Source organism: uncultured Methanobrevibacter sp. (assembly GCF_937898925.1).
Lineage (GTDB): Archaea > Methanobacteriota > Methanobacteria > Methanobacteriales > Methanobacteriaceae > Methanobrevibacter.
Genome location: NZ_CALDKF010000114.1, coordinates 22493 through 47871 on the forward strand (window position 1 = coordinate 22493; position 25379 = coordinate 47871).

Here is a 25379-nt window from a genome sequence, read left to right on the forward strand (position 1 = left end):
ATGTTAAGTTTAATCTATTTATTTTTGAATTATTGTTGAATTTGGTTGTTAAAATTTAAATGGAATTATTGGGATTGGTGAAATTATGCTGTTTAAAAGTATTTCAGACGATTTGAATATCTCTAGGAATGATTTTTTCCATTTATTCATTTTAACAGTCTTTAGCATTCTAATCACTTATACCCTCATAAATTTCAATCAGGTTTTAGGAATTTACTGTTCTGATGTTTTCATTTATTTATCAAATTCCCTTGTTTTTGCAGGTTATGACTCAAGTGTCATATATCTGTACTTGTCTCCAGTTATTTGCATTTTAACAGCTATTTTATTCAAATTAGGCGTTTTATCTGAAATATCTCTTTATATTGTAACTGGAATCTTTTGCATATTTGCAAACATAGGAATTTATGTGCTTTTAAAGAATAAGTTCAGTTCATTAGTAAGCCTTTGCGGAGCATTTCTTTTCGGAAGCTTTTCCCTTTCATTGCTTTGGTGGGCAAATGGAACATTGGATGTGCCTGCAGTAGCTTTATCAATTTGGACAATTATTTTCACTATTCTTGCTGTTGATAAGGATTCAAAATATTATATGATAGCTATTCCGTTATTTGTTTTAGCTGTTTTCACACGTTACACTGCATTATTCTTGCTCCCTTTGATATTGTTGCATTATCTTTCCAAGCATGATTTTTTCACAAATCTGGATTTATTGATTGTGAATAGGCAAGAATTTTCTAAAAAACTCAAATCCTACATAAAGAGCGAGGAATTTAGGAAAATCTTAAAATCATGTGCAATAGCTTTTGTTTTAGTTGTGCTCTTTTCAGCTACAATTTTAGCATATGGATCTAGTTTGTCATTCTTAACACAAAGCTCAACATTTGCATCAGGATCTAAAGGGGAAGTGATTGACAATGCATATACAACAGACACATTATTTTATCTTCATGATTTTCCGAATTTCCTATACTCAGATTATGTGAATTTTGATAATGTAATTCCAGTATTGAACGGTTCAAATCCAATGTCACTTTTCTTGATCGGACTATTTGCAATTGGAATTTTGCTATTTGTCTATAAATTGATTAATGTCCAGAAAAAAGAGCTGTCTAAGCACAGGCATCTTGTAGGAATCTTATTTGTTGCGCTCTTAGCCATTTCAATTCTATGCTTTAAGATTAATTCAATCATCACAATTAGCATCATATTAATTGATTTGGTAATTCTGTTTTCATTTTTCAGGAAAATTGGAATTGATAGAGAGATATATTCGACAGATATTCTCATGTTGGCATGGTTTTTGGTTTACTTCATCTTCTTCACATTCTTGAATATTAAGGTGAACAGATACATAATAACCGTTTTTCCAGCTTTCATTTATTTTGTGATTTATGCTTTAAATGAAATTTTGGATTTGTCTAAGAAGTTTAAGTTCTTTGAGTTTAAAAAACAAAATCTTTTAAACATTATTCCAATAATCCTGATTATATTTTGCATATTCTCTGCATTCGCATTCACATCTACAGTTCATTATAATGAGGATTTCAATAAGAATAAGGTAATTGCAGATTATTTAACTGAATATGACTCTGATTATATGTCAAAGGATGTTGCCGTATTCCATCAAAGGTCTTACAATTGGTTCCTAAAGATGTATACAATCCCAATAACAGATGATCAATTGGATTATTTAGAGTCAAGCAATATCACTTATTACATATCTGATGATAATTTCAATTTATCAAATTACACTATGATTTATCAAAAAGAAGGTTTATATTTATACGAGAGGATTAATTAAAATATATTTTGATTTTTAATCATAAATTTTAAGTTGGTGAATTTTATGAAAATTTTACATGTTGCACATTTCTTTTATCCTTGCTTGTCTGCAGGAGGGGTGGTTAATGCAAGCTATCAAATCGCATCCAATCAAAGCAAGGATAATGATGTAAAGGTCATCAGTTCAGATTCATGTAAAGAAAGATTAAAATTCCCAAATGGTCGTTATGATGTTGATGTGAATGGAATAAAAGTTGATTATTTCAGAAACCTCTCTAATGGATTTAAGCTTAAAACCATGTTAGACACTCCATTGGCAGCGCCATTTAAGATTAGAAAAGACATTAAAGACTACGATATTGTGCATATTCATGAGCATAGGCAAACTTTAGCCATTCTTGCAAGCTATTTTGCAAGGAAAAACAATATTCCATACATTGTACAGGCTCATGGATCTGTTCTCCCTTTCTTCCAAAAGGAAGGGCTAAAGAATATTTTTGACAAAGTATTTGGATTTAAGATACTTCATAATGCATCATGTGTATTTGCACTTACTGAAGTGGAAAAGGAACAGTATTTGAAAATGGGTATTGATGAGGATAAAATAGAAATTGTTCCTCTTGGAATCAATTTGGAAGAGTATGAAGATCTTCCATCTTTTGGCAGATTCCGCTCTAAATTCAATATTGGTGAAAGTGATAAGCTAATTCTTTTTGTAGGTAGAATTCATGAAATTAAAGGGCTTGACCTATTGATTGATGCATTTAATGATTTGATTAATCAAAATAGTAAAGAGAATATTTTAGAAGATAATAGTCTAGAAGATAATAACTATAACATTAAATTGGCTATTGTAGGTCCTGATGACGGTTATTTGACTGAACTGGAAAATAAGATTAAGGAATACTCTCTTGAAGAAAATGTCATAATCACTGGCCCGTTATACAATGATGAAAAGCAGGAAGCTTTAGTGGATTGTGACTTATTTGTCATGCCTTCCAAATATGAATCATTCACCACAAGCGGTCTTGAGGCAATGGCATGTTCAAAGCCATTGGTACTGACTAAAAACAACCATATTCATGATTGGGTAGATGGAAACGTAGGTCTTGCTTGTGAAGACAATAAGGACTCCTTACGAGAATCAATTGAGAAAATCCTATTCGATGAAGAACTATCCCTAATTTTTGCTGAAAACGGCAGAAAGCTCATCAAGGAAAAATACAAGTGGGACATAATCAATAATCAAATTTTAGAAATTTACAACAAAATTCTCTAATTTTTTTCAATTTTATTTCAATTTTTTTATTTTAAATTAAATAAATACATAATGTTTAAATCTAATAAATTATATATAATATATTAATATAGATTTATTAGAGTGATTTATGAATTTTTTCTAATTTTAATCACTTTTTAGATTATATTTTGATAAAATTTTTATCATTAATCAAATTGAGTAGGGATAAGATGAAAGTGGTAGTTTGTCAGAACTGTGGTGAAAAATATCAGCTTGATGATGAAGATGATATTAACGCATTTGAATGTTCTGTTTGTTCTGGAAATCTGGAGGAATTAGATAGTCTCTCAAGTGATGAAGAGAAAGTTTCCTCCGCTTATGATTCGCAGAATTCTTCTGATTTAGTACTTGTTTATTGTACAAATTGCGGATTAAAATATCAATTGACTGAAAATGACAATATCAATGAATTTGAATGCAATAGTTGTGGAGGATCATTAGATTACGTTTCCAATATGGTCTCTGCATCAACCGAAACCACTGACTCAACTAATTTTACACAAAACCCACTCACAGAAACCCCGCTCGCTGATGATGAAATCGATGAGATTATTCCTATTCATATGGAAGCTAATTTTGTAGATGATTCTGTCTATTCTGGTTCTGATGTTGATGAGATTATTCCTATTCATGCAGAGTTAAATGCTCAAAATGAGGGATACAGTGATGAAGACTATTATTATGAAACTGAAGAGATATTGCCTGATACATTAGAATCCTATGAAGAGGAAGAAATGGTTTCCTATGGTTCTATTTATGACTCCACCCTTGGGGATGTTGATGAGATTATTCCTATTCATGCAGAAAGAAGGCATATGGAAACTTCAAGAGACATAGCTTCTGGATTTGCTTATAGAGATGAGTATGAAGAAGAGCTTGAAAGTGAAGAAACCAGACTTGTTGAAGTCACTGATATTCCGGAAGATGAAATGCCTGAATCCCCTGTGTCTTTAGCTAGACAGGAATTGTCTGAAGAGGATCAAAAGCTATTTGCAAGAGTTCAAAATGAAATGGTCTTTGACAGTCCTGAAGAGTATGAAGCATTCAAGCTTGCCCGTTATAAGTATTACACTGCACTTTCTGATATTCTTAAGGATGAATATATCAGAAGTATGGATAAGGAATTCTATAAGGGAAGTTCTGTAAAACGCTTAATCAAAAAAGGTGAAGAAAGCGTTAAGCGTGGAAACATAACTGCAAGCCAAGAGGATGCATTAGTCACTCCAGAAACTGTTGAGTTAATGAAAGCTCAAAATAGGGCTTATGAACCTAAGAAAACTAACGCTGATTTATATATGCTAATCGGAGCATTCATTTTAGTTGTTTCAGCTGCATATTATTACTTCATTAGCCAAATATGGTATGTATTGATTGCTATTGCCATAGGCGTTCTTATTCTCAGTTATGGTATTTATAAGAGATACGCTTTCAATAGTTACATAGCTCGTGGAAGAATCATTCGTGAAAGATTGCTTGCACTTCCAAATGATTTCTATGTATTCTATGCTGTTCAACCTCCACAATCAAAAGACATCATTAACCATGTGGTTGTTGGTCCCACTGGCGTATATACTATCTTATCCAAAAGATATGACTCTAAAGACTATAAGAATAAGGTCAAATCTGACAATGAAACCGATGCTATGGTAAATGATTCCGCTTCTATCCAAAATTACATGGACAAGAAGAACACTTTAGAGCTTCAAACTGATTACAAGGATAATCAAACCAGATTTGAATTTGGAAATGAAGAGATTCATTTTGTAAACAATAGTCAAATCAAACGCAAGGCTTTAGAGTTAAATGAAGATTTAGCTATTTTCTTGGATAATAAAGGATTTAGCGGAATTTACATTGAACCTTTAATAGGTTTTGTTAATGATGACTTAGCTATTTTAAATGTAATCCTTACCAATGAAGATTTGTTTATAGATGAATTGTTCAATAGAATGATTCGCGGTCAAAAAAGAATTGATGAGTTAACCGTTGCTAAAATAGCAAGATTATTATCCTATTATTCTGCAGATTGTTCTGTAGTATAATTCTTTAATTTTTACTCTTTTTTATTTTTTTCAATTTTATTTTTTTAAAATTTCAAAATTTATTTTGTTTCTATAGACTCAAGCTGTGATGAAAAATGATTTCTAAAGTTTTTAATGTTTTTAAGGCAATTAAAAGGAAATATTACACCTTTAGAGTAAAAAGGGTATCAGCATCATGTGGAAATGATTTAACTGTTAATGCCTATTCCTATATCACTCCTAAAACAAGTCTTGGAAACAATGTGAATTTCAATGGCATGAAGATTCAAGGAACAGCCAATGTAATCATTGGTGATAATTTTCACAGTGGCATAGAATGCATGGTCATTACAGATAGCCACAATTACGAGGGCGAGGCTATTCCTTATGATGAAACTGTCATTTCTAAGGATGTTGTCATTGAGGATAATGTATGGTTAGGAAATCGTGTAATTGTTCTTCCTGGTGTAACAATTGGTGAAGGTGCCATCATTCAAGCAGGAAGCGTTGTAGTTAATGATATTCCTAAATATGCTATTGCGGGTGGTCATCCTGCAAAAGTCTTTTCTTCAAGGGATAAAGATCATTATGAAATGTTAAAAAAAGAAGGAAAGTTTCATTAAATCATCTTATTTTTCAATGTGCATTTTCACATATTCACAACAACTATTTTTCACAAAAAAATTTCATTCATTTTAATTAATTTTAGCTTCAATTTAATGAAGCAAATCTTTAAAGATACCAATTTCTTTCATTGTCACTGCCTTTAAAATAAAGATGATTGCAAAGTATATGATTACGCCGGCGACAATGGATATCAAGACATTAATAATTCCAATTGGATGCATCATATAAACTGCAATTCCCATAATTGCCGCTGCAATGACTATTTTTAAAAGCTCTTTTATGTTGAATGGCAGTCTCATGGTTTTCTTGCTTGCAATAGCTGTAACTGCAAATGCCAATATGTAGCAGATAAGTGTTGCAATAGCTGCTCCTAAGATGTTTAGGTAAGGAACAAGCAATAAGTTCAAGACTATATTTGAAATAGCCACAACAATCCATAACTTTCCAAGGATCATGGTATTCTTTTCCAATATTAGAATGTTATTTGTAATTCCATACATTCCCATGAATATTGCTCCAAGACAAACGAAAGGAGTTACCATATAACCTCCAAGTGCAATTTCAGGAGTTGTGATTATATAAAGCAAGGGTTTTGAAAGAACACTCATTCCAACTGCTGCGGGAATGGTCAAGAGGAGATAGTATTTCATTGAATAGCTTAGATACTTGTCCACTTCAGCTATGTCTCCCTTTTCATAGTGTTCAGGCAATACTGCGGGAAGGAGAACTGCAAATGGAGAGAGGAACATCAATAGTATGCTTCCCAATGCATATCCAGGTGAGTAGCATCCAACTGCTACTGATCCGATAAGGATTCCGATGACATACTTGTCACTTGAATCGACAACCCAACTGGACACATTGCTTGGAATGGTTGGAAGTGCAAAAGCAAGCTGTTCCTTTAGGTTAGACCATTTTCCAATTCCTATTCCAAGATACTTTACAATTAGAAATGCCATCATGATGAACACTGCAACATAACCTGTCAAAAGACCAAGCACCACAGTTTCAATATTGTATCCTGCATAAGTGAGGTAAATGCTTACAAAGACCCCAATATAACTTTGAAGAACAAGGAATAATGAGTATCTTTTCATTTGCTGGAAAGTTCTAAAGAAGCTTATTAGCATAAGGTTCATGCATGCGAAGAATGAGATTGCAGTAGTTATGTACAACACTTGCATGCTTCCATTGAATAATGCATTGGCAATTGCATTTCCAAAGATTAGGAACAATGAACATATTATCAATGTTGATATGAATGTTAAGCTAATCATTGGATAGAATGAATCCTTGATTGTTTCCTTATCCTTTTCAGCAGACAGGAACCTTACCATTGTGTATGGAAGACCAAGATTTGCAATGTTCGGAACAAGTGCGATTGTAGTGTTTACCTGTGCCCACATACCGTATTCTGCGGTTGTGAATGACTTTGTAATGATTGGAATAAAGATTAGGCTACTGAGAGAGATTAGGATGTTTGTGAGTCCCACCAAACCTATTCTTTGTATAAATCGCACATATTCGCTCATTTAATCACTTAAAATCTTTTTAAAAATAGTTTCATCAAAGTTCTTGAAGAAATAATCCTTATCATATTCTTGAATTGATATGTTTTCATTGTTTATGTAATTAATTAGTTCTTCACTGCTATTAACCTTTTTTACAATATCCCTATCGATTAGGTCATCTAAATATTCCACTCCTGGAACATCAATTATGAAAGTTTTGCAATTGAATGCAAGCCCTTCATAGATTGCAGTTGAAAAGGCGCCTATTTGGTAGTGACTTTTTGCAAAGAGTTCGTATAATGGAGGTTCGCTTTTATCGATTACAGTAAAGTAATTGAATTCGTTAACTGCTTTTGTTAGATAATTGTAATTTTCCTTCCAAGTTCCATATTCTCCAGGATGTAATTTGTAAATAAATTTGAAATTTTGAGAATCATTGTTTTCATTAATGCTTAAAGCTGTTTCATATGCTAATTCAGATAAGTATTTTCCAATGACTCCTTGTGAAATAAATAATATTTGCTTATCCTCGGTTTTTTGATTATTTTCCTCTTCAGAATTTTTATCTTCAGCTATTTCCATATATGTTTTTGAGTTTTCCTCAAAGTATGGGAATCCCATTGAAATGATGTTTTCACTATCTATAGGGAATGGACAAGCATTTTTCCAATAGTCTCCAAAACTTAGTATCTTATCTGGGAAGTATTCAATCTCCTTGATTTCACCATTGAATTTCCTTGTATTTTCAGGATAGCTGTATCCTAAATGGTATGGGCTGATGGTTCCATGCTGCAATTCGATTATTTCTATGTTCATTTTTTTACAAGCTGCAACAAGTGCCTTATTCTCATAAGCCACTACAAGAAATACGACTTTCGGATTTTTCCTTTGAAGAAGTTCAATATACTTTTTATAGTCATATTGGAAATTTAGGATATGATCTTCCATGATTCTAAATAAGTCAATTTCAATTTTAAAAGCGGTTTCAATCTCTTCTTTTACAGTATTGATTAATTGCTTTTCATCTTCTGTAAAAGGCAATTTGCCCCTATTTCTTGTTTTATGAATAAATGAACCTAAAAGGATTCTGTCGTTGAATTTGACATTATTTTCCTTAATATTGCTTTTGTTTCTAAAATGTTGATTTAAATAAGGGGATTCGATGGTTTCAAAGCTTTTCCCATATTGATTAAGAGTGTCTTTTAAAAAATAGCTATAGATATCTTGGTATTCATCTTCAAATATGACTTTTCTTGGATGGTCGAATATCAGAACCTCCACATTTTCCTTTCCGCTTAAAGGGTTTGATAAAATGCTGTTTTTGAGAAAAGGTAAGAATGAGTTTATCTTATCGAATAAGGAAAGACTTGACTGTTGGGCAGATTCAAAAACATTTGTCTTTCTTGTTATTTCATAATATAAATACATTCTAATCAATTGCCAAGGGTAGCAATCTTGAATCTCCTTATGATTCAATTCATATTTCTCTTCAAGATTCCAAATCTTTTGACAAATTTCTTTCACTGTAAAAGTCATATTTTTTCCTTTTAAGTTTTATTTTCATGAAATAATTATCTATTCTAAATATTCATATTTAATCAATTCATCTTCAGCAATGTCAATTTTTGCCTTTTTGCCGATGACATTTTCTATTTCACTTGGTGAAATGCCTGTTCCAGGCCTTTTGTATGTGAGCATATCCTCTGAAATTACAGTTCCCTCTTTAATTTCCTCTTTTGTAATTATGGAACGTCTTGCCTGTTTTCTTGATTCGCTTTCACAAGGGAGAGGAACCTTATCATATTGTCCATTGATTGTTTTGATAAGCTCTATGTTCTTATTGAATTTTCTAATGTCCTCTGGGTCCATTCCATGATAGTGGTCATTTCCCTGCAAGGTTTTATCCAATGTATAATGCTTTTCAAGGATTGTTGCTCCGTAAAGATAAGCTGTTGTTAAAATAAGCATATTTTCATCAGGCTTTGTATGATCAGAGTAACCGATTTCATAGTTAGGGTACAAATCCTTAAGGTTTTTAATCATAAGTAAGTTTGCATCGCTGTTGTGTGTGGGATATGAAAGGACACAATGCATAATTCCTATTCCTGCTTCCCCTTTTGTGTATTTTTCATTTGCTTTTTCAATTGTGTCTATTGCCAATTTAATCTCATCAAGATTGGAAGCTCCAGTTGAAATGATTATGTCTTTTCCCTTCTCAGCTATTTTTCTAATGAAAGGAATGTTTGTAAGGTCTGATGAGGATATCTTATAGACATCCATGAATTCATCCAAGTAATCAATTGAATCAAAGTCAAAAGGTGTTGATAAAAACATTATTCCAATCTCATTGCAGTAATCAGCTATTTCTCTGTATTCCTCTTCTCCAAATGAATCGAATTTCTTAAACAATTCGTATTGTGAAGTTGTAGGCTCTTCATTTGTATCCCAATATGCCGGGGAGTTCTTGGAAGCTATTGTATTCGCTTTATATGATTGGAATTTAACTGCATTGCAACCTGCATCCTTTGCTTCTTTCACCATTAGTTTAGCTGCATCCATATTGCTTATATTTTCCTTTTTTGCAATATCATAGTAATTTACACCAATTTCAGCTATTAAAAATGGCTTTTCATTAAATATGCTCATATTTTCACCTTATCTTATTATTTTCATCTATTCCATTTTCATTTCTTCTTTCCATTCTTTGTATGATTGCTTGATTAGTCTTTTAATGTTGTCAAATCCATGCTTTAAGTCTACTTCACTCATTCTCTTGTTCATTTCTTGTCTTAATTGGAAGTCTTCAATTGTATTTTCAAATGTTTCCTTTATTTCCTCTTTAGATACTTCACTGCCTAAACCTAAATTAATGAATCCATGTTCAACATTACCAAAGATATGGGTCAATTCCCTTTCATTTTGGCAAAGGCAAATGCAAGGAACGCCAAGTGAAGCTATTTCATACATTGTTCTTCCTGCTGAAGTGAATATCAAGTCAGCATCGTGCATGTGTTCACTCATGTTTTTTACGTTTTCATAGATTTCGATTCTTTCATTATCCTTGTATTTTTCTTGGATTTCCTTCTTGTTTCCATAACCAAGTCCTAAGATAATCTCAATCTTGTTTTTGTAATCGCTTTCCAAGATTGCTTCAAGAACCTTTTCAGTTAGGTTATTAGGATCTGTTCCTCCAAATGTGAGAAGAACCTTATTGACTTCTTCTTTGATTTCCTTAAATGATTGATAATAAAACTCATCTTTGAGTATGTAATACTTATGTCCGGAGTAAAGGTTTTTAAGAGGGATCTTATGCTCATACAATGCATCAAAGACCATATGTGCATATTTCACTCCGCCACCGACATCTTCAAAATTAACTATGAAGAATCCTTTGTCCCTAAGGGATTTTGTATATTTTGAGTTTGTATTGAGGATGTCATTGATTACAATATCCGGATCATATTCAACTATCTTTTGGATTAATTCCTCTTTTGCTTCATCGTCAGCTTCTTTTCCTTTGCCTTTATTGCTGTTGTGAGTTATGTAAGGATAGTTGTTATTGTTGACAATTTCAATTCCTAAAGGCTGTGCCTCATCAAGCAAGAACACAACTTCATGATTTACTAATTTGGAAGCTATTGACAAAGCTCTGTAAATATGTCCAGTTCCTATTTCATGGGAAGCATCAGCTTTAATCAATATTCTCTTTTTCTTTAGGATTCTTTCAGCTACCCACCAGTCTTCGTAATTGTCAATGTCAATGCTTTCTTGCTTTGAGATTTCAATTAGCCCAATATTATCTCCAAGACGGCTATTTTCAGTTACAAATTCTCTTTTAGTTGCAAATATGCTTCCAGTTTCTTTAAATGCTTTTGGTAGGTATTGCCTATTCACTCTTTCCTTGTATAATGGGAAATACCTCTTGTTTTTTTCATCGTATCCCCAACTCAAGTGCCTGTCATCAACAACACTGATAATTGTATCATAGAACTCGTTGTCTTCATTTGGATTTAATAATGTTTCAATAGCTAAATCTAAGGTTTTTGTTTTAAGAAGTGGGGAAGTAGGTTGCACTGTTATTACAACATCATATTTTTCGTTTTCTTTTTTCTCTTTTTGAATTGTAGCATCATGGATTACAGGGTCAAGCGGAATTGAGTCTTCTGCAAGTTTTCCATCTCTTTTAACTGTTTCAGCACCAAATTTATCTGCAATGAACTTTATTTCATTGTCATCGGTTGTTACAATAATGTCATCAACATACTTTGATGCCTTTCCCATTTCTATTGTATGTGCTATAAGAGGTTTTCCTCCAAGCAATCTTATGTTTTTTCGTGGAATGCCTTTGGAACCCCCTCTAGCAGGAATCACAACTAAAATCTTATTATTCTTATACATTTTAAAACCTTTAGCTATTGGATTTTTAATCCATTATTTTCATTTATTATTTCAATTATTATTTTGAAAATTTAAAAATTTCTTTTTAATTTTGTTTGAATTTTAAAAAATATTATTAATTAAGACAAACTAATAATAGTATATTATTAATTAATATTAAATTTTATTAATTATAAATAACTCATATAAACAATTTATACAAACAAATTTAAATATTAAAATTAAACAGATTCCAAAACAAAAATTAGAATTAATCTGATAATTTATTTAAAGAATAAGGTGTAATAATGGCTAGTATGAAAGAGATGGCTGATACTTTAATTAAAAGAATAAATGATTTAGCTACTCCTGTTAAAATTATGCATGTTTGTGGTTCCCATGAACATACCATTATGGAACACGGTATTAGATCTTTGCTTCCTCCTGAAGTGGAGATTGTTGCAGGACCAGGATGTCCTGTATGTGTTGTTCCTTCAAGAGAAATTGATGAATGTTTACAATTGATAGAAAAAGGGGTTACTGTAACCACTTTTGGTGACATGTTGAGAGTGCCAGGTTCCAATGGTTCCCTTGCTGAGGCAAAAGCGGAAGGTGCTGATGTCAGGGTTGTTTACGGTATTCCAAATGCTGTGGAAATTGCAGAAAAAGTAGACAATGATGTTGTATTTATGTCTGCAGGTTTCGAAACAACTGCTCCTGCAACTGCAGCAGAATTATTGAAAAAACCTCCTGAAAACTTTTCTATCGTTTCATGTCATAGATTGATTCCACCAGCTATTGACTTCTTGATCAATTCCGGTGAAACCAATTTAAACGCTTTAATCGAACCTGGACACGTATGTACAATTTTAGGAACTGAACCATTTGAAAAGTTCTCAACTGAATATGGCATTCCTCAAGCGGTGGCAGGTTTCAATCCATTAGATATCTTAATGTCTGTTTACATGATCTTAAGACAAATTGACAATGGAACTCCAAGAATCGACAATGAATATAAACGTGCTGTAAGAACTGAAGGAAATGTCATCGGAAAAGAAATGATGGATGAGGTTTTCCATGTGGAAAGCAGAGAATGGAGAGGTTTTCCAAAAATTCCTAACTCAGTCTTGGAAGTTAATGATGAATTTGCTGAATGGGATGCAAGAAAGAAATATGACATTGAAGTGAAAGATGTTACTGAAGCTCCTAAAGGATGTATTTGCGGACCTATCTTAAGAGGTATGGCAAAGCCAACTGACTGTAAATTGTTTAGAAAGGCATGTAATCCAATGCACCCAATCGGTGCATGTATGGTAAGTAAGGAAGGAACCTGTAACATTGCTCACAGATATAGCAGATAATATTAAACAATTTATTTATAGTTCTTTATACAATCACTTTTTAAGGGTTTGAAAACATGGTAAAAATAGAAGCGATAGCTGTAGATGTTGATGGAACAATTACAGATGGAAGAAGAAGAGTTTGTCATAGTGCATTGGATGCTCTTCGTAAGGCTGAAGATGCAGGAATTCCAGTAATAATTGCTACTGGAAACATTTCACACTTTGCCTATGCAGTGGCTACACTTGTTGGAACCACTGGAGGATTGGTTTGTGAAAATGGTGGAGTAATATATCAAGATGGATATAACGACAATAGGGTAATTGTTTTAGGAGACATTTCCAAAGCTCAAAAGGCTTATGATTTTTTACTTGAAAAGTTTGGTGATGATATTCCATTTAAGATTGTAGAGGATTCCGATGCAAGAGTATCTGAAATCTGTTTCTATAAGAATATGGATTCAGAGCCACTTAAAGAGCTACTCCAAGACTTTGATGTGATAGTTTATGATAGTGGTTTTGCACTTCACTTGACAGATCCTAAAGTTAATAAGGGTACTGGACTTGCTGAATTGGCTAATCTTTTAGGTTATAATATTGAAAATATGATGTGCATTGGAGATAGTGAAAATGACATTGACTTTTTACATGCTGCAGGATTTAAGGTTGCAGTGGCTAATGCATGTGATGAGCTAAAGGAGATAGCTGATTACGTTTGTGAGAATAAGTATGGTGATGGAGTGGCAGAAGCTATTGATAAATTTGTTTTTAACGAGAAATAATTAAAATTAGGTTAAATTTCTAATTTATTTAAATTTTTATTTTAATTTATATCATTTATTGTGTGATAATATGTTATATGAATTGGCTGAAGAGGCAAAAAGGGAAATTTCAAAGTATTCAGACAATTATGAAATCTATTTGGAAAATACTGAATTGCTTCAATTGGATTCCCAAAAGACTGATTTGAATTTTGCAAAAGAGGAAATTAGTTTAGGCATCGGTATAAGAGTTATTAAAGACGGTTCTGTAGGTTTTGCTTTCACATCAGATATGGGTGAAATTGCAAAGACTTGCGAAAATGCTTATTTGAACTCTAAACTTAATTCAAAGGATGAAAACTTCTCTTTTGCTCAAGTGGAAAAATTGCCTAAAATCAATGGTACTTTTGATAAGAAGTTCCAGGAAATTGATTTGGATGAACTTACAAGTTCCCTCAAGTCTGTTTTAAACTGCATTGAAGATAATGGCTGTCAAACCACTTCAGGTGGATTTTCAGCAGCAGAAGGTGAAGTCTTGATTGTAAATTCCAATGGTGTTGAAGCTTATGACAAATCCACTGGATTTGCATTAGGCGTTTCTATAAATGCTATTAAAGATGGTGATTTAGCAACTGCTTATGACTCTGTTTCATCATGTCTTTATGATTTGGATGGAATCAAATTAGCTGAAGACTTATGCGATTTGGCAAAGTCCTCATTAGATGGGGAACATATTGAAACTTCAGATAAGGATGTCATATTGGATTATCATGCAGTAACTGGCCTTCTATCTACATTCATGAGTGGTTTCAGTGCAGATAATGTTCAAAGGGGAAGGTCAAGACTTGCTGGTAAGATCGGTGAGAAAATAGTGACTGAAGGCCTTTCAATTTATGATGACGGCACTGTTGATGGCGGTTTAAACTCTGGAGTAAGTGATGATGAAGGAACTGCTTCAAGAAGAACTGCTTTAGTTGAGGAAGGTGTCCTTAAAGGATATTTATATGATATTTATACTGCTAATAAGGATGGAGTTAAAAGTACTTCCAATGGATTTAGAGGTTCATATACTGGAACTCCTTCTGTAAGCGGTTCAAATATTATTTTTGACTTTAAAGATCATGTAATGGAAGATGAAATAAATGATGCTTTCTTGGTCACAGATGTTTTAGGTGCACATACTGCAAATCCTATCACTGGTGACTTTTCAGTGGAAGCAAGCAATTCATTTTTAATCGATAAAGGTGTCAAAAAACCTATTAAAAAAGCTATGATTTCAGGTAATATCTATGATTTATTAGGTGATGCGGTAGCTGTAGGTGAAGAGACAAAGCAAAGAGGATCTTTCATTATTCCTAAATTGCTTTTACATGATGTAAGAGTGGTGGGTAACTAATCCCACCTAAAACTAGTTTTTAATTTTTTTATAAATGTTTAAATCTTTCATTGATTTTCTTATCCAATTCTTTCATTTTTCTATCAATTCTTTTTGTATCAGTTTTATATGCTTTTGACACTTTTTTATTAATTTCCTTTTCCTTTTGTTTTAGGTTTTTATTGAATTTAGATGTTTTGGTGTCAAATGCATCTTGGAGGAAATTTTCAAGTTCATCTTGAGATGAGAAGTCTGCAAAGTTTTTTTCTATTATTTTATCTACTTTTTCATTAAGTTTTTCCTCTTCCTTTTTAGTCATTTTTTTACTCTTCTCTTTAGCCATTTTATCATTTCCTTCTGTAGATTTAATAGAATTTGAGATTTAATGGATGGGATGATTTATCCCATTTTGATAACTGGCAATTGAATTTCAGTTACCAAGTCATCTTCATTATCCACTTCATACTTGCTTTTTATGTAAATTTCTTTTGGAGATCCGATAATGTCGTATTTGTTTTCAATGGAGTACTCTGCCATAATGTTATAGCTTTCTTGAATATTATCTAAGCTTCCATTGTGGATTCCAGACAATACCTTGTGTTCGATAAGTGTTACGATTCTTATTTCTTCGGTTTCATCAGGGTCTAATTCTGGATTGATTGGGATTCCTACATCGTATACAACTTCATTTTCCTTAGCGGTTCTTGGGTTATTGTAGAATATTGCAAATAAGTCTCCAGCAGTTTCTATTTCTTCGATTTCAACCCAACCGGTTAATTTAGAAACCAAAACATCCATATCTTTTAGAGCTCCCTTATAATTCATAATAGCTACTTTTTGATCTTCCATAGTTTTTTCTTTAATTTCCATGTTTACACCTGATAATTGTAATGATATGTCTTTTTTATAATTTATAATTTTTAATTTATAATTTTTAAATTTATAATTTTTATTTTTAATTTTTAAATTTATAATTTCTGAATTTAATTTTTTTAAATTTAAATTTTAATTTAATTAAAGAGGATTACTTCAACTTCCTCTCCTTCTTCAAGCAATTCGGTCTGTTTAGATACTTTTGTATATCCTGCTGCACTTGCGAGTGAGAAAATAGCTCCAGAGTCTTTGAATATTGGAATTACATCATTTCCTTCCACGCTGACCAATTGATATTGCATCCTACCAATTGGTGAATGGATTCTTCTTTTCAAAGTTCCTTCAATTGTTCTTTGCTCTTCCTCATCTTTGTAACCAGCTAATTTCTTAATTGCTGGTGCAACAAATACATTGAAGATTACAATTGCAGAAACAGGATTTCCAGGAAGTCCAATGACTATCTTTCCATCTACCACTCCAAGAATGGTTGGCTTTCCAGGTTGTACAGTAATTCCATGAATATGGACTTCTCCAAGTTCATCAAGAATATGTCTGATATTGTCTCCAACTCCTGCAGAGGTTCCACCAGAGCATAGCAAGATGTCACATTCTTTCAATGAGTCTTGAATTTTAGCCTTTAAATCATCATAAACGTCTTTAACGATGCCTAAGCATTCTCCTTCCCCACCACAGTTGTCTACACCTGCCTTAATCATTTCGCTATTCACATCATAGATCTTTCCAGGTTTCAATTCTTCCTGATTGGTCAATAATTCATTTCCTGTAGAGATAATTCCAACTTTAGGTTTCTTATACACTTCAACAGTATCTATTCCTTGAGCGGCTATCACTCCTATTTTTGGAGGATTGAGCAAAATGTTTTCTTCAAGAATAGTCTGTCCTTCTTTAACATCAGAACCTTTTTGTCCTATGTCTTGGGAAGGGGTAACGCTTGTTAATATTTCAATCTCGTCTTCTTCTAGCTCATCATTGTCTTCTGGCCTATTGGAGAATTCCACCATAACAACTGCATCTGCACCCTCTGGAATTGGTGCGCCTGTACTTATCTCTACACATTTTCCAAGTTCCACAGTTTTATCAGTGAAAGATCCTGCCTCTAAAAAGTCAATGACTTTAAGTTTTTTAGGATTTTCTTCATTTACACCAAAACTGTCTTCGGCTTTTATGGCAAAACCGTCCTTTAATGACCTGTTAAATGGTGGAAAATCGATTTTACTTTCGATTTTGCTGAATGTAATTCTATTATTGCTTTCTGCTATGTCAATGATTTCAGATTGGGGAGTATAGTATTCATTAAACTTTTCATTAATGATTTCTTTTGCTTCATCTACTTCCTTTATCTTTAAAAATTCTACACCCATTGTATTACCTTTTAAATTTTGAAAATTTATTATAAATAATATTTTTTAATAATATTTTTAATAATATTTTTTTTAATAATATGTTATATTTAATAATATATTAATTGATATATTTTATATTATGTGTTTTTGTTTAAATTTATAAAATTTTCACTAAAAAAATCAAAACCTTTATAAATTATCTTGTTAGTATTTATATTAAGAAATATATAATATATAATAATAAATTATTAGCGGTATTTCTTAAACAATAATTTAACGAAATTTTCAATTTATTTAGAAAATTGTTTAATCGAATATTAATTTATTTTTAAATCTTTTATTTAACTGATTTATTAAAATGATGTGTTATTAAAATTTTGGAGAATGAGCAGGAGGAGAATTTTTGAGTAAACCACAAAATAACGATCAACAAGAATATAGAAGAGTACGTACTCCTAGAAAAGGAGAAATTCCAGGAGTCGTAGAACAGATTATGGGTCATGGAAAAATTAAAGTAAGATGTGCTGATGGTAATATCAGAATGACACGTATTCCAGGTAAAATGAAAAAGAGAATTTGGATACGTGAAGGTGATGTAGTTCTTGTAAAGCCATGGGATTTCCAATCAGACCAAAAAGCTGATGTAATCTGGAGATACACTAGAACAGAATCCAATTGGCTTGAAAGAAAAGGCTATTTGACTATGTAAATCAAGTAAATCAATTTGATTTACTTTTTTAATTTTCTTTTTTTACCCAAATTTTACTTTATTTTTTTAAATATTCTAATTTAACTACTTCTAAATTTTTATCTAATTTTAAAAATGGTGTTTTTATGGAAGATGAACCAAGAATGGCTATTGCTGATGCAGAACTTATGGAAGATGATTCAATGGAAATTGAATCAGGTGAAGAGGTCATGGATGAAAATCCAAGAGTGGCTAAAGCTGATGCAGAAGTTCAAAAATTGATTTCACAAAAAAGAATTAAGGATTCCGATGATAGGAAGGTGTCCAGTGAAATCTTTGACAAGGCAACATTGCAAGTGCTTTATAAATTAGCTAATCAAGGTTATTTGGATGTTTTAAACGGTGCTATAAGCACTGGAAAGGAAGCTAATGTATTAAAGGGAATCAAGGATGATGGTTCCATTGTTGCTGTTAAGATCTATAGGATAGCCACTTCCGATTTTAAGAAAATGCAATATTACATTGCAGGAGACCCTCGTTTCAATGTCCGTTCAAGCAATAAAAGGCAACTCATAAACAATTGGGTAAATAAGGAATATAGGAATTTGACAAGGCTTAAGGATGCAGGAGTGAATGTTCCAGAAGCTATTACAAGCTTGAACAATGTTTTAATCATTGAGTTCATTGGCGATGAGGATGGAAATCCTGCACCAACCGTGAAAAACTTGCCTCCACAGGATCCAAATGACTTTTATGAAAAATTAGTGGATCAAATGGATAAGTTCATAAACAAGGCCAATTTGATTCATGGAGACTTATCAAGTTATAATATTCTGAATTATGATGAAGAGCCAGTGATTATAGATGTTTCCCAATCTGTAGTAAAAGACCATATTATTGCTGGAGAATTGCTTGAAAGAGATATAAAAAACATTAGTTTTGAATTTAAAAAGATGGGTGTAGACACTTCCATTGAAGATTTGACTAATCGCTTGATTAAGGATTAGTTCTTATAATCTTTCTTGAAGAGAAATTTTGAAAAAAAGTCTTATTTAGGGATATTATTTAAAAATATTACTTTTCAAATGCTCTTAGGAAACCTATTTTATATTAATATTAAATAAATATTTTTAAGTTCCAATTAGGTTTCCATTTGGGTATTTATTAATTTTAAATATTTTTTTATATTATTAAATACATTTTAAATACATTTTAAATAAATTTTAAATACATTTTAAATACATTTTAAATTAATTTAAATTAATTTTATTAAAAGAATAATTTATCAAAATATTTATTAAATTTAATTGAAATATTTAATATATAATTGCAGATGAATTTATATAAAAAATCAAAGAGGTGAATAAATTGCCGGAAACCGATTATCTTAGAGTTCCTGCAGATAGAGTAGGTGCTTTAATTGGAACAAAAGGAGAAACCAAACAATTAATTGAAAATGCAACCAATACTCATTTGGATATTGATAGTGAGGAATGCACCGTAGCTATTTATCCTAATGAAAATATGGAAGATCCTCTTGGTGTATGGAAAGCAAATCATATTGTAAAAGCTATTGCTCGTGGATTCAATCCTCGTGTAGCATTAAAATTAAATAAAGATGATACTTATTTGGAAATAATCAAATTGCCTTTGTATGTTGGGAAATCCAAAAAGGCTATGGCAAGATACAAAGGTAGAATAATTGGAAAAGATGGAAAAACCAGAGAAATAATCGTTGATATGGCTGAAGTTGACATGGCTATTTATGGAAAGACTGTTTCATTGATTGGTGAACTTCAAAATGTTATGGTTGCTAAGGAAGCAGTTGAAATGATTCTTAATGGATCAAGACATAAGTCTGTCTATGCATTTTTAGAGAATAAGAAGAATGAACGTAAAATGAAAGAATTCAAAGAAGTTGTTGGAATCGAAAGAGATGAAATTCAATTCCGTGATGACTTAGATTAATAACCTTAGACTAGAAATTTTTTCTTTTACTTTTATTATTTTTTATTATTTTTTTATGCATTCAATCATATCTTGATTTTTTATTTTTTTATTTTTTTCTTTCTACTATTTTTCTATTTTTTCTTTTTTTGATTTATTAAGTTTAAATCAATTTTATTTCTAAAGTTATTTCTGATATCTGTTTTTATTAATTTTATTTTTACAAAATCGATATTGTTTTTATTTGTCCGAATCAATTTTCTTAATTAATTGTTATTTTTCATTAAAGATATATGTATGGTTTAATATTTTTTAACAATATTTTTTGATGTGATGTAATTTAATTATATTTAGCTTAAATTTTTATGCTATGTGAAGATTTTTTTATTAAAATTTTGATAGTAATTAAAAACTTTTATATACTTTCAACAACATATGTATATATAGTGATATATTTACTATAGTTTTGACATATTTTTATAATATTCTGATTATGATATTGTCTAAAATTTTAGTAATTTTTTCATTTTTGTATAAAAATTTTCCATAAAAATAATGTTTGTATATTTTTAATAAAATATTTATTAAATATATGCTATTTTATGATTACATTACCATATAAAAAAATCATCATATGTTTTTTAAGGGAAATTTTTATGAAAATTTCAGTACTTTAAATAATTAAGTTTCATTGATTATTTAATGATTAGTTTAATTAATTCATATGTTAATTAAAAACTATGTAAAGGAGGTTTAATTTGTCTCAACAAGCGCAAGAACTCTTTGAGAATTTTGACCAATTGACTCCATCAGAGTTCTTTAGAAAAAATAAACAGATGTTAGGATTTTCTGGTAAAATCAGATCTTTAACTATTGTTTTCCACGAATTGATCACAAACAGTTTTGACGCTGCTGAGGAAGCAGGAATTTTGCCGGAAATTAGAATTGATTTAAAGCAACTCGGAAAAGAGCATTATCTTTTAAGACATTCAGATAATGGTCCAGGTATCCCTGAGGAATTTGTAACTCAAGTATACTGTCAGATGTTTGCAGGTTCCAAATTTAGAAACATCCAATCAAGAGGGCAACAAGGTTTAGGTTGTAGTGGTTGTGTACTTTTATCCCAGATGACCACTGGTGAGTCCACCCATGTAATTTCCGGATGGAAAGAGGATGGTGAGCTCAAAGGGGTTAAAATGGAATTTAAGATGGATGTAAAAAACAACGTTGGAGATATCATTAAAACTGAACATTTCACTCCAGAAAGCACTGGTGTTTGTATCCAACTCCATTTCAAAGAAGTGTCCTATTCATTAGCTGAACAAGGTGCATTTGAGTACATTCGTAGAACCATGATTGCTAACCCTCATGCAAAAATTACCTTTAGAGATCCTAAAGGACACAAATACATCTTTAAAAGAGCTGCAGAAATTGTTCCAGTCTTACCTAAAGAAGTATTGCCTCACCCTAAAGGTGTTACTGCTGATGATATTACTCACATTGCAAAAACCACTGATAAGAGAAACTTCAAAAGCATGTTAACTACCAACTTGTCAAGAATGTCCTCCAAGAAGATCAAAGAGCTTCAGGAACTCACTGGTATTGACATGAAAAAACGTCCAAAAAACATGACTTGGGCTGAAGCGGAAGCTATTGTAGAAGCATTTGGAAAAATGAAATTCATGGCTCCTCCTACTTCTGGTCTTATTCCTATTGGTGAAGAGCAAATTGAAAAAGGTATGAAATTAATATTGAAACCTGAATTCATCACTACAATTACAAGAGCTCCTGTTACCTATAAAGGTGGTGTGGCATTCATTGTGGAAGCAGGTATTGCTTATGGTGGAGATGCTGGTAGAATTGTAAATGAACAAAGGAAATCTGAAATCTTAAGATTTGCAAACAGAGTTCCATTGACTTTCGATGCAGGAAGCTGTGCTATTACAGAAGCATTGAAATCTATTGATTGGAGAAGATACGGTCTTAGAGATTTGGATAACACTCCACTTACCTTGTTTGTTAACATTATTTCCACTCAAGTTCCTTACTTATCCACTGGTAAGCAAAGTATTGCACCAGAACCTGAGATTGTTCATGAAATCAGGCAAGCTACCATGAAAATAGCAAGAAAACTTCAAAGACATATCAGATCCAAAAAAGCTGAAAAGGAAAAAGCAATGAGATCTAAAATATTTGAAGACTATGTTCCTGTTATCATTGAAGAGGCAGCATCACTTGCTGAAACTGGTGTTCCAGATTATAAACCTGTTCTTGCTAAAGTTACAAGAAGAGCATTAGCTGAATTGATGGGTGAAAAGGTTGAAGAAGAGATAGAAGAGGAAGACTATGTAGATTCCTTACTTGAAGAGCTTGACGAATTTGGTCATGTTGTAGACAAGGAACATTCAAGTCGTAAGGACAGAGTTCAAGAATCCGATTTGGATGAAGCATTCTTAGACGATGAAAAACCTAAAAAGAAAAAATCTAAGAAAACTGGACAGTCTACATTGTTTGACTCAGAAGACCAGGAGGAATGATTAGATGGCTGAAGAAACTACTACTCATAAACATACTCACAAAGAGCAAAGGAGACAATACACTTTCAATAAACTCAAGGCATTTGGTCAAGAGATTATAGAGGATGTTGAAAAAGAGAAAGTACCTACATTAAGAATTCCTTCTAGAGGTACTGGAAACATTGTTTATGACCCAGATAAACGTTATTATATCCTCGGAGACAGATTTGGTAAAAGGTCTCTTGGAAATGTAAAGCAAATCAGAAAGTTAGGGCAAATGGTTTATGTTGCTAATTTCTGTAAGGATTTGGTATTGAGAGACAAGACTGCAACTATCAGGGAAATGTATTATATCTCTGAAGGTTGGGGTATTGAATTCAATAACCAACAGGAATCCAACATTGTAGGTGAGGATTTAGAAGTTGCATTAGGTGCTACCCGTGAAGATTTAGGATTAATGCCTGAGGAAGACGGTGCATCAGTTTATGGTGACATCACCTTGCTTGATGGTGAATTTGAAATCAATGCTGCAAGAGCAGGTAAATCAGGTTATACCATTTCACCAACCATTGACCAAGTTGAATTGTTGGATTGCGGTGCTGACTTTGTGCTTGCAGTGGAAACCATGGGGATGTTCCACAGGTTAGTTCAAGAGGATGCTCATAACAGATTCAACTGTTTGATTGTAGGGCTTAAAGGACAAGCAGCTCGTGCTACAAGAAGATTTATCAAAAGGGTTAATGAAGAATTAGGCCTTCCTGTATATATCTGTAACGACGGAGACCCTTGGGGATTCCACATCGGACAGGTAATCATATCTGGAAGTGCAAAATTAGCTCACGTTAATCATGATTTAGCTACTCCTGACGCTAAGTTCTTAGGAGTAACTGCAACTGATATCATTGAATATGATCTTCCAACAGATCCATTGAAAGATATCGATGTATTGAGATTGAAAGAGCTTTCAAAAGACCCAAGGTATCAAACTGAGTTCTGGCAAACCGAGATTAAGAAAATGCTTAAGATTGGTAAAAAAGCAGAACAGCAATCTTTCTCCAAATATGGTCTTGAATATGTAGTAGACACATATTTCCCAGAGAAATTAAGACAATTTGGACAATTATAATAAATTAATCTTTTAATTAATTTATTTTCCTTTTTTTATTTTTTTATCTTTTTAAATTTTTACTATTTTTACTATTTTTCCAAAACCTTTATATACTAGAAAGTTCAACATTAGTATAGGTATACCCCAATAGGTATATCAATATATTTCAAAAAAATTATTAAGGTGTTACAATGAAACAATGTATGGATTTAGACAATCTTCACAGAAGAATTAATAAAATTATTGGGCAGTTAAACGCTATTGATCGTATGATTGAGGAAGATATTCCTTGTGAAAACATTTTAATGCAAGTAAATGCTACTAAATCTGCTATGCACAAAGTAGGTCACATTATAGTGGAAGGTCACCTCGAAAATTGTATTAGAAATGCAATTGAAGCAGGAGAAAGTGATGAAGCTATTAATGATGTTTCTACTATCTTAGAATATTATTCCAGATTATAATTGTGATTATATTTGGGAATTATATTTTTTTCAATTAGGTATATACCCATAAGGGTATACCTATATGTTAGTTCAAGTTTATGTTTTTGGTTAAATCAGAGAAATTTCTTAAAAAAGCTTCATGATTTATTATTTAAAAGTTCGGAGGGATATAAATGGATATGTTTAAAGGTTTACAATGGATTGTATTAATTTTTGTCTTTTATTTCTTTATCTTTTACCAATTAGTTAGAATAATATATCGAAAGTTTAAGGAATCAGATTTAGGATCAAAAATTACAATTCAAAAATTAGATGAAAAAATTATCAAATCAAGAGAAAAAATTCAAAAATCAAATCAAAAAATCTTCAGATCAAAAAATATGATTTTAATCAAATAAGAAGGGAGTTTATTTCATTTTTTTCTTATTTTATTTTATTTTTTATTTTTTATTTTTTTATTTTATCGCTCTTATTTCTTCGTTATCATTTTCTTTTTTTCTTTTTTTAATTTTTTACTTATTTTCATATTCTTTAAACTTATTTAATTTTGCTTTTTCTTTTTTAATTTATAAATTTAAAAAATTTTATTAATGATACAATTCAAAATTTATTTAAATAAGCTCAATTATGAAAATGTTTATAATCTGGAGTGATTTTATGATTGGTTTAGATGAGTTAAAGTTAGAAATTGAAGATTTAACAAAAGATTATAAAGGTTTTAAATTTGATTATATCGACACAAGCACTATTGTAGTTGAGCCATGGACAAGATTGAAATGTCAATATGGATGCCCTAATTATGGTAAAACATTAGTATGCCCTCCTTATACTCCAAAGGCAGAAGAATTTTCAGGGATGGTAAATTCATATAAAACTGCCATTTTATTTGAAATCAGTTTGGCTTCAATTGAAGATGATATCGGAGGAATCTCTAAGATAGCATTAGATATAGAGAATTGCTGTGCTCATTTTGGTTATTATAAGGCATTTGGCATGGGAGGAGGTCCTTGTATGGTTTGCAAATCCAAAGGGGAAGAATGTGATTTAGACCAATGTAGGTATCCTACTGAAGCCCGTCCTTCTGGTGAAGCTTGTGGTGTAGATATTCATAAAACTATTGAAAACAATGGTTATGATATTTTAGGAATTGATGAGGAGAATAATAGCTATTTCTGTTATGGTATAGTTTTATTGGAATAAAACAAATAGATATCACTTTATTTCTTGTTTTAAGCCATATTTTTTAGATTAAATATCAAATTATATATAGATTGAATTATAAATCTTTAATTATATATTTATTGGATTTATAGAATTTAATGAGTTTATATAAATTTAATATT

General features: G+C 31.5%; 22 protein-coding genes. 15 read left to right on the forward strand and 7 right to left on the reverse strand.

The genetic code is table 11. The features are described 5' to 3' along the window. Positions 1–85 precede the first annotated feature (85 nt). From Q0409_RS09335 to Q0409_RS09350, 4 genes are all read left to right on the forward strand, one after another. Complete coding sequence (locus Q0409_RS09335; RefSeq protein ID WP_298537439.1) at positions 86–1801, forward strand: glycosyltransferase family 39 protein; 1716 nt, start codon at positions 86–88, stop codon at positions 1799–1801. Positions 1802–1846: 45 nt separating this feature from the next. Next, a complete protein-coding gene (locus tag Q0409_RS09340) occupies positions 1847–3061 on the forward strand; it encodes a glycosyltransferase (RefSeq protein WP_298537442.1) in 1215 nt (404 codons plus the stop codon). 191 nt (positions 3062–3252) lie between these two features. Beyond that, positions 3253–5124, forward strand: a complete 1872-nt coding sequence (locus Q0409_RS09345; protein ID WP_298537444.1) for a hypothetical protein — start codon at positions 3253–3255, stop codon at positions 5122–5124. Between the two features lie 95 nt (positions 5125–5219). After that, on the forward strand, positions 5220–5726 hold the full coding sequence (locus Q0409_RS09350) for a DapH/DapD/GlmU-related protein (RefSeq protein WP_298537447.1): 507 nt from the start codon (positions 5220–5222) through the stop codon (positions 5724–5726). Between the two features lie 93 nt (positions 5727–5819). Here Q0409_RS09350 and Q0409_RS09355 read toward each other — a convergent pair whose 3' ends face one another. Genes Q0409_RS09355 through pseG form a run of 4 tightly spaced genes read right to left on the reverse strand, consistent with a single transcriptional unit; the run spans position 5820 to position 11639 of the window. Then, positions 5820–7262, reverse strand: a complete 1443-nt coding sequence (locus Q0409_RS09355; RefSeq protein WP_298537450.1) for a polysaccharide biosynthesis C-terminal domain-containing protein — start codon at positions 7260–7262, stop codon at positions 5820–5822. Beyond that, the gene (locus Q0409_RS09360) at positions 7263–8777 is read right to left on the reverse strand and encodes a sialyltransferase (RefSeq protein WP_298537453.1); all 1515 of its coding nucleotides are present in this window, start codon (positions 8775–8777) and stop codon (positions 7263–7265) included. A gap of 39 nt (positions 8778–8816) precedes the next feature. Continuing rightward, entirely contained in the window at positions 8817–9887 is a 1071-nt protein-coding gene (locus Q0409_RS09365) for an N-acetylneuraminate synthase family protein (RefSeq protein WP_298537456.1), read from the reverse strand. A gap of 27 nt (positions 9888–9914) precedes the next feature. Next, positions 9915–11639 carry a UDP-2,4-diacetamido-2,4,6-trideoxy-beta-L-altropyranose hydrolase gene (gene pseG / locus Q0409_RS09370; protein WP_298537459.1) on the reverse strand — a complete coding sequence of 575 codons (1725 nt, stop codon included), beginning with the start codon at positions 11637–11639 and terminating at the stop codon, positions 9915–9917. 296 nt (positions 11640–11935) lie between these two features. Between pseG and hypD the strand changes: the two genes are divergently transcribed. The 3 genes from hypD to Q0409_RS09385 all read left to right on the forward strand — a co-directional run bounded on the left by hypD (position 11936) and on the right by Q0409_RS09385 (position 15115). Beyond that, positions 11936–12979, forward strand: coding sequence for a hydrogenase formation protein HypD (hypD, locus tag Q0409_RS09375; protein ID WP_298537594.1), 1044 nt, complete (start codon positions 11936–11938; stop codon positions 12977–12979). A gap of 56 nt (positions 12980–13035) precedes the next feature. After that, entirely contained in the window at positions 13036–13740 is a 705-nt protein-coding gene (locus Q0409_RS09380) for a phosphoglycolate phosphatase (protein ID WP_298537462.1), read from the forward strand. A gap of 70 nt (positions 13741–13810) precedes the next feature. Then, complete coding sequence (locus Q0409_RS09385; RefSeq protein ID WP_298537465.1) at positions 13811–15115, forward strand: TldD/PmbA family protein; 1305 nt, start codon at positions 13811–13813, stop codon at positions 15113–15115. Between the two features lie 28 nt (positions 15116–15143). On the opposite strand, the gene Q0409_RS09390 is transcribed toward Q0409_RS09385, so the two are convergent. The 3 genes from Q0409_RS09390 to glp all read right to left on the reverse strand — a co-directional run bounded on the left by Q0409_RS09390 (position 15144) and on the right by glp (position 17349). Further along, positions 15144–15437 carry a hypothetical protein gene (locus Q0409_RS09390; protein WP_298537468.1) on the reverse strand — a complete coding sequence of 98 codons (294 nt, stop codon included), beginning with the start codon at positions 15435–15437 and terminating at the stop codon, positions 15144–15146. A gap of 56 nt (positions 15438–15493) precedes the next feature. Beyond that, a complete protein-coding gene (locus Q0409_RS09395) occupies positions 15494–15964 on the reverse strand; it encodes a GyrI-like domain-containing protein (RefSeq protein ID WP_298537471.1) in 471 nt (156 codons plus the stop codon). A gap of 140 nt (positions 15965–16104) precedes the next feature. Continuing rightward, positions 16105–17349 carry a gephyrin-like molybdotransferase Glp gene (glp, locus tag Q0409_RS09400; protein WP_298537474.1) on the reverse strand — a complete coding sequence of 415 codons (1245 nt, stop codon included), beginning with the start codon at positions 17347–17349 and terminating at the stop codon, positions 16105–16107. Between the two features lie 385 nt (positions 17350–17734). On the opposite strand from glp, the gene eif1A reads away from it, so the two are divergent. The 8 genes from eif1A to Q0409_RS09440 all read left to right on the forward strand — a co-directional run bounded on the left by eif1A (position 17735) and on the right by Q0409_RS09440 (position 25236). Then, positions 17735–18040, forward strand: coding sequence for a translation initiation factor eIF-1A (gene eif1A, locus Q0409_RS09405; RefSeq protein ID WP_292776837.1), 306 nt, complete (start codon positions 17735–17737; stop codon positions 18038–18040). A 209-nt stretch (positions 18041–18249) separates the two neighbouring features. Continuing rightward, positions 18250–19026 (forward strand): serine protein kinase RIO, encoded by a 777-nt coding sequence (locus Q0409_RS09410; protein WP_298537597.1) that lies wholly within the window; start codon positions 18250–18252, stop codon positions 19024–19026. A gap of 361 nt (positions 19027–19387) precedes the next feature. After that, the gene (locus Q0409_RS09415; protein WP_295605401.1) at positions 19388–19987 is read left to right on the forward strand and encodes a KH domain-containing protein; all 600 of its coding nucleotides are present in this window, start codon (positions 19388–19390) and stop codon (positions 19985–19987) included. Between the two features lie 737 nt (positions 19988–20724). Continuing rightward, positions 20725–22503 (forward strand): DNA topoisomerase VI subunit B, encoded by a 1779-nt coding sequence (top6B, locus tag Q0409_RS09420; protein ID WP_298537478.1) that lies wholly within the window; start codon positions 20725–20727, stop codon positions 22501–22503. Between the two features lie 4 nt (positions 22504–22507). Continuing rightward, the gene (locus Q0409_RS09425) at positions 22508–23608 is read left to right on the forward strand and encodes a DNA topoisomerase IV subunit A (protein ID WP_292787303.1); all 1101 of its coding nucleotides are present in this window, start codon (positions 22508–22510) and stop codon (positions 23606–23608) included. Between the two features lie 173 nt (positions 23609–23781). Continuing rightward, a complete protein-coding gene (locus Q0409_RS09430) occupies positions 23782–24054 on the forward strand; it encodes a metal-sensing transcriptional repressor (protein WP_298537481.1) in 273 nt (90 codons plus the stop codon). A gap of 155 nt (positions 24055–24209) precedes the next feature. Beyond that, on the forward strand, positions 24210–24434 hold the full coding sequence (locus Q0409_RS09435; protein ID WP_298537483.1) for a hypothetical protein: 225 nt from the start codon (positions 24210–24212) through the stop codon (positions 24432–24434). Positions 24435–24693: 259 nt separating this feature from the next. Beyond that, positions 24694–25236, forward strand: a complete 543-nt coding sequence (locus Q0409_RS09440; RefSeq protein ID WP_298537486.1) for a DUF2284 domain-containing protein — start codon at positions 24694–24696, stop codon at positions 25234–25236. The last annotated feature ends 143 nt before the right edge of the window (positions 25237–25379 follow it).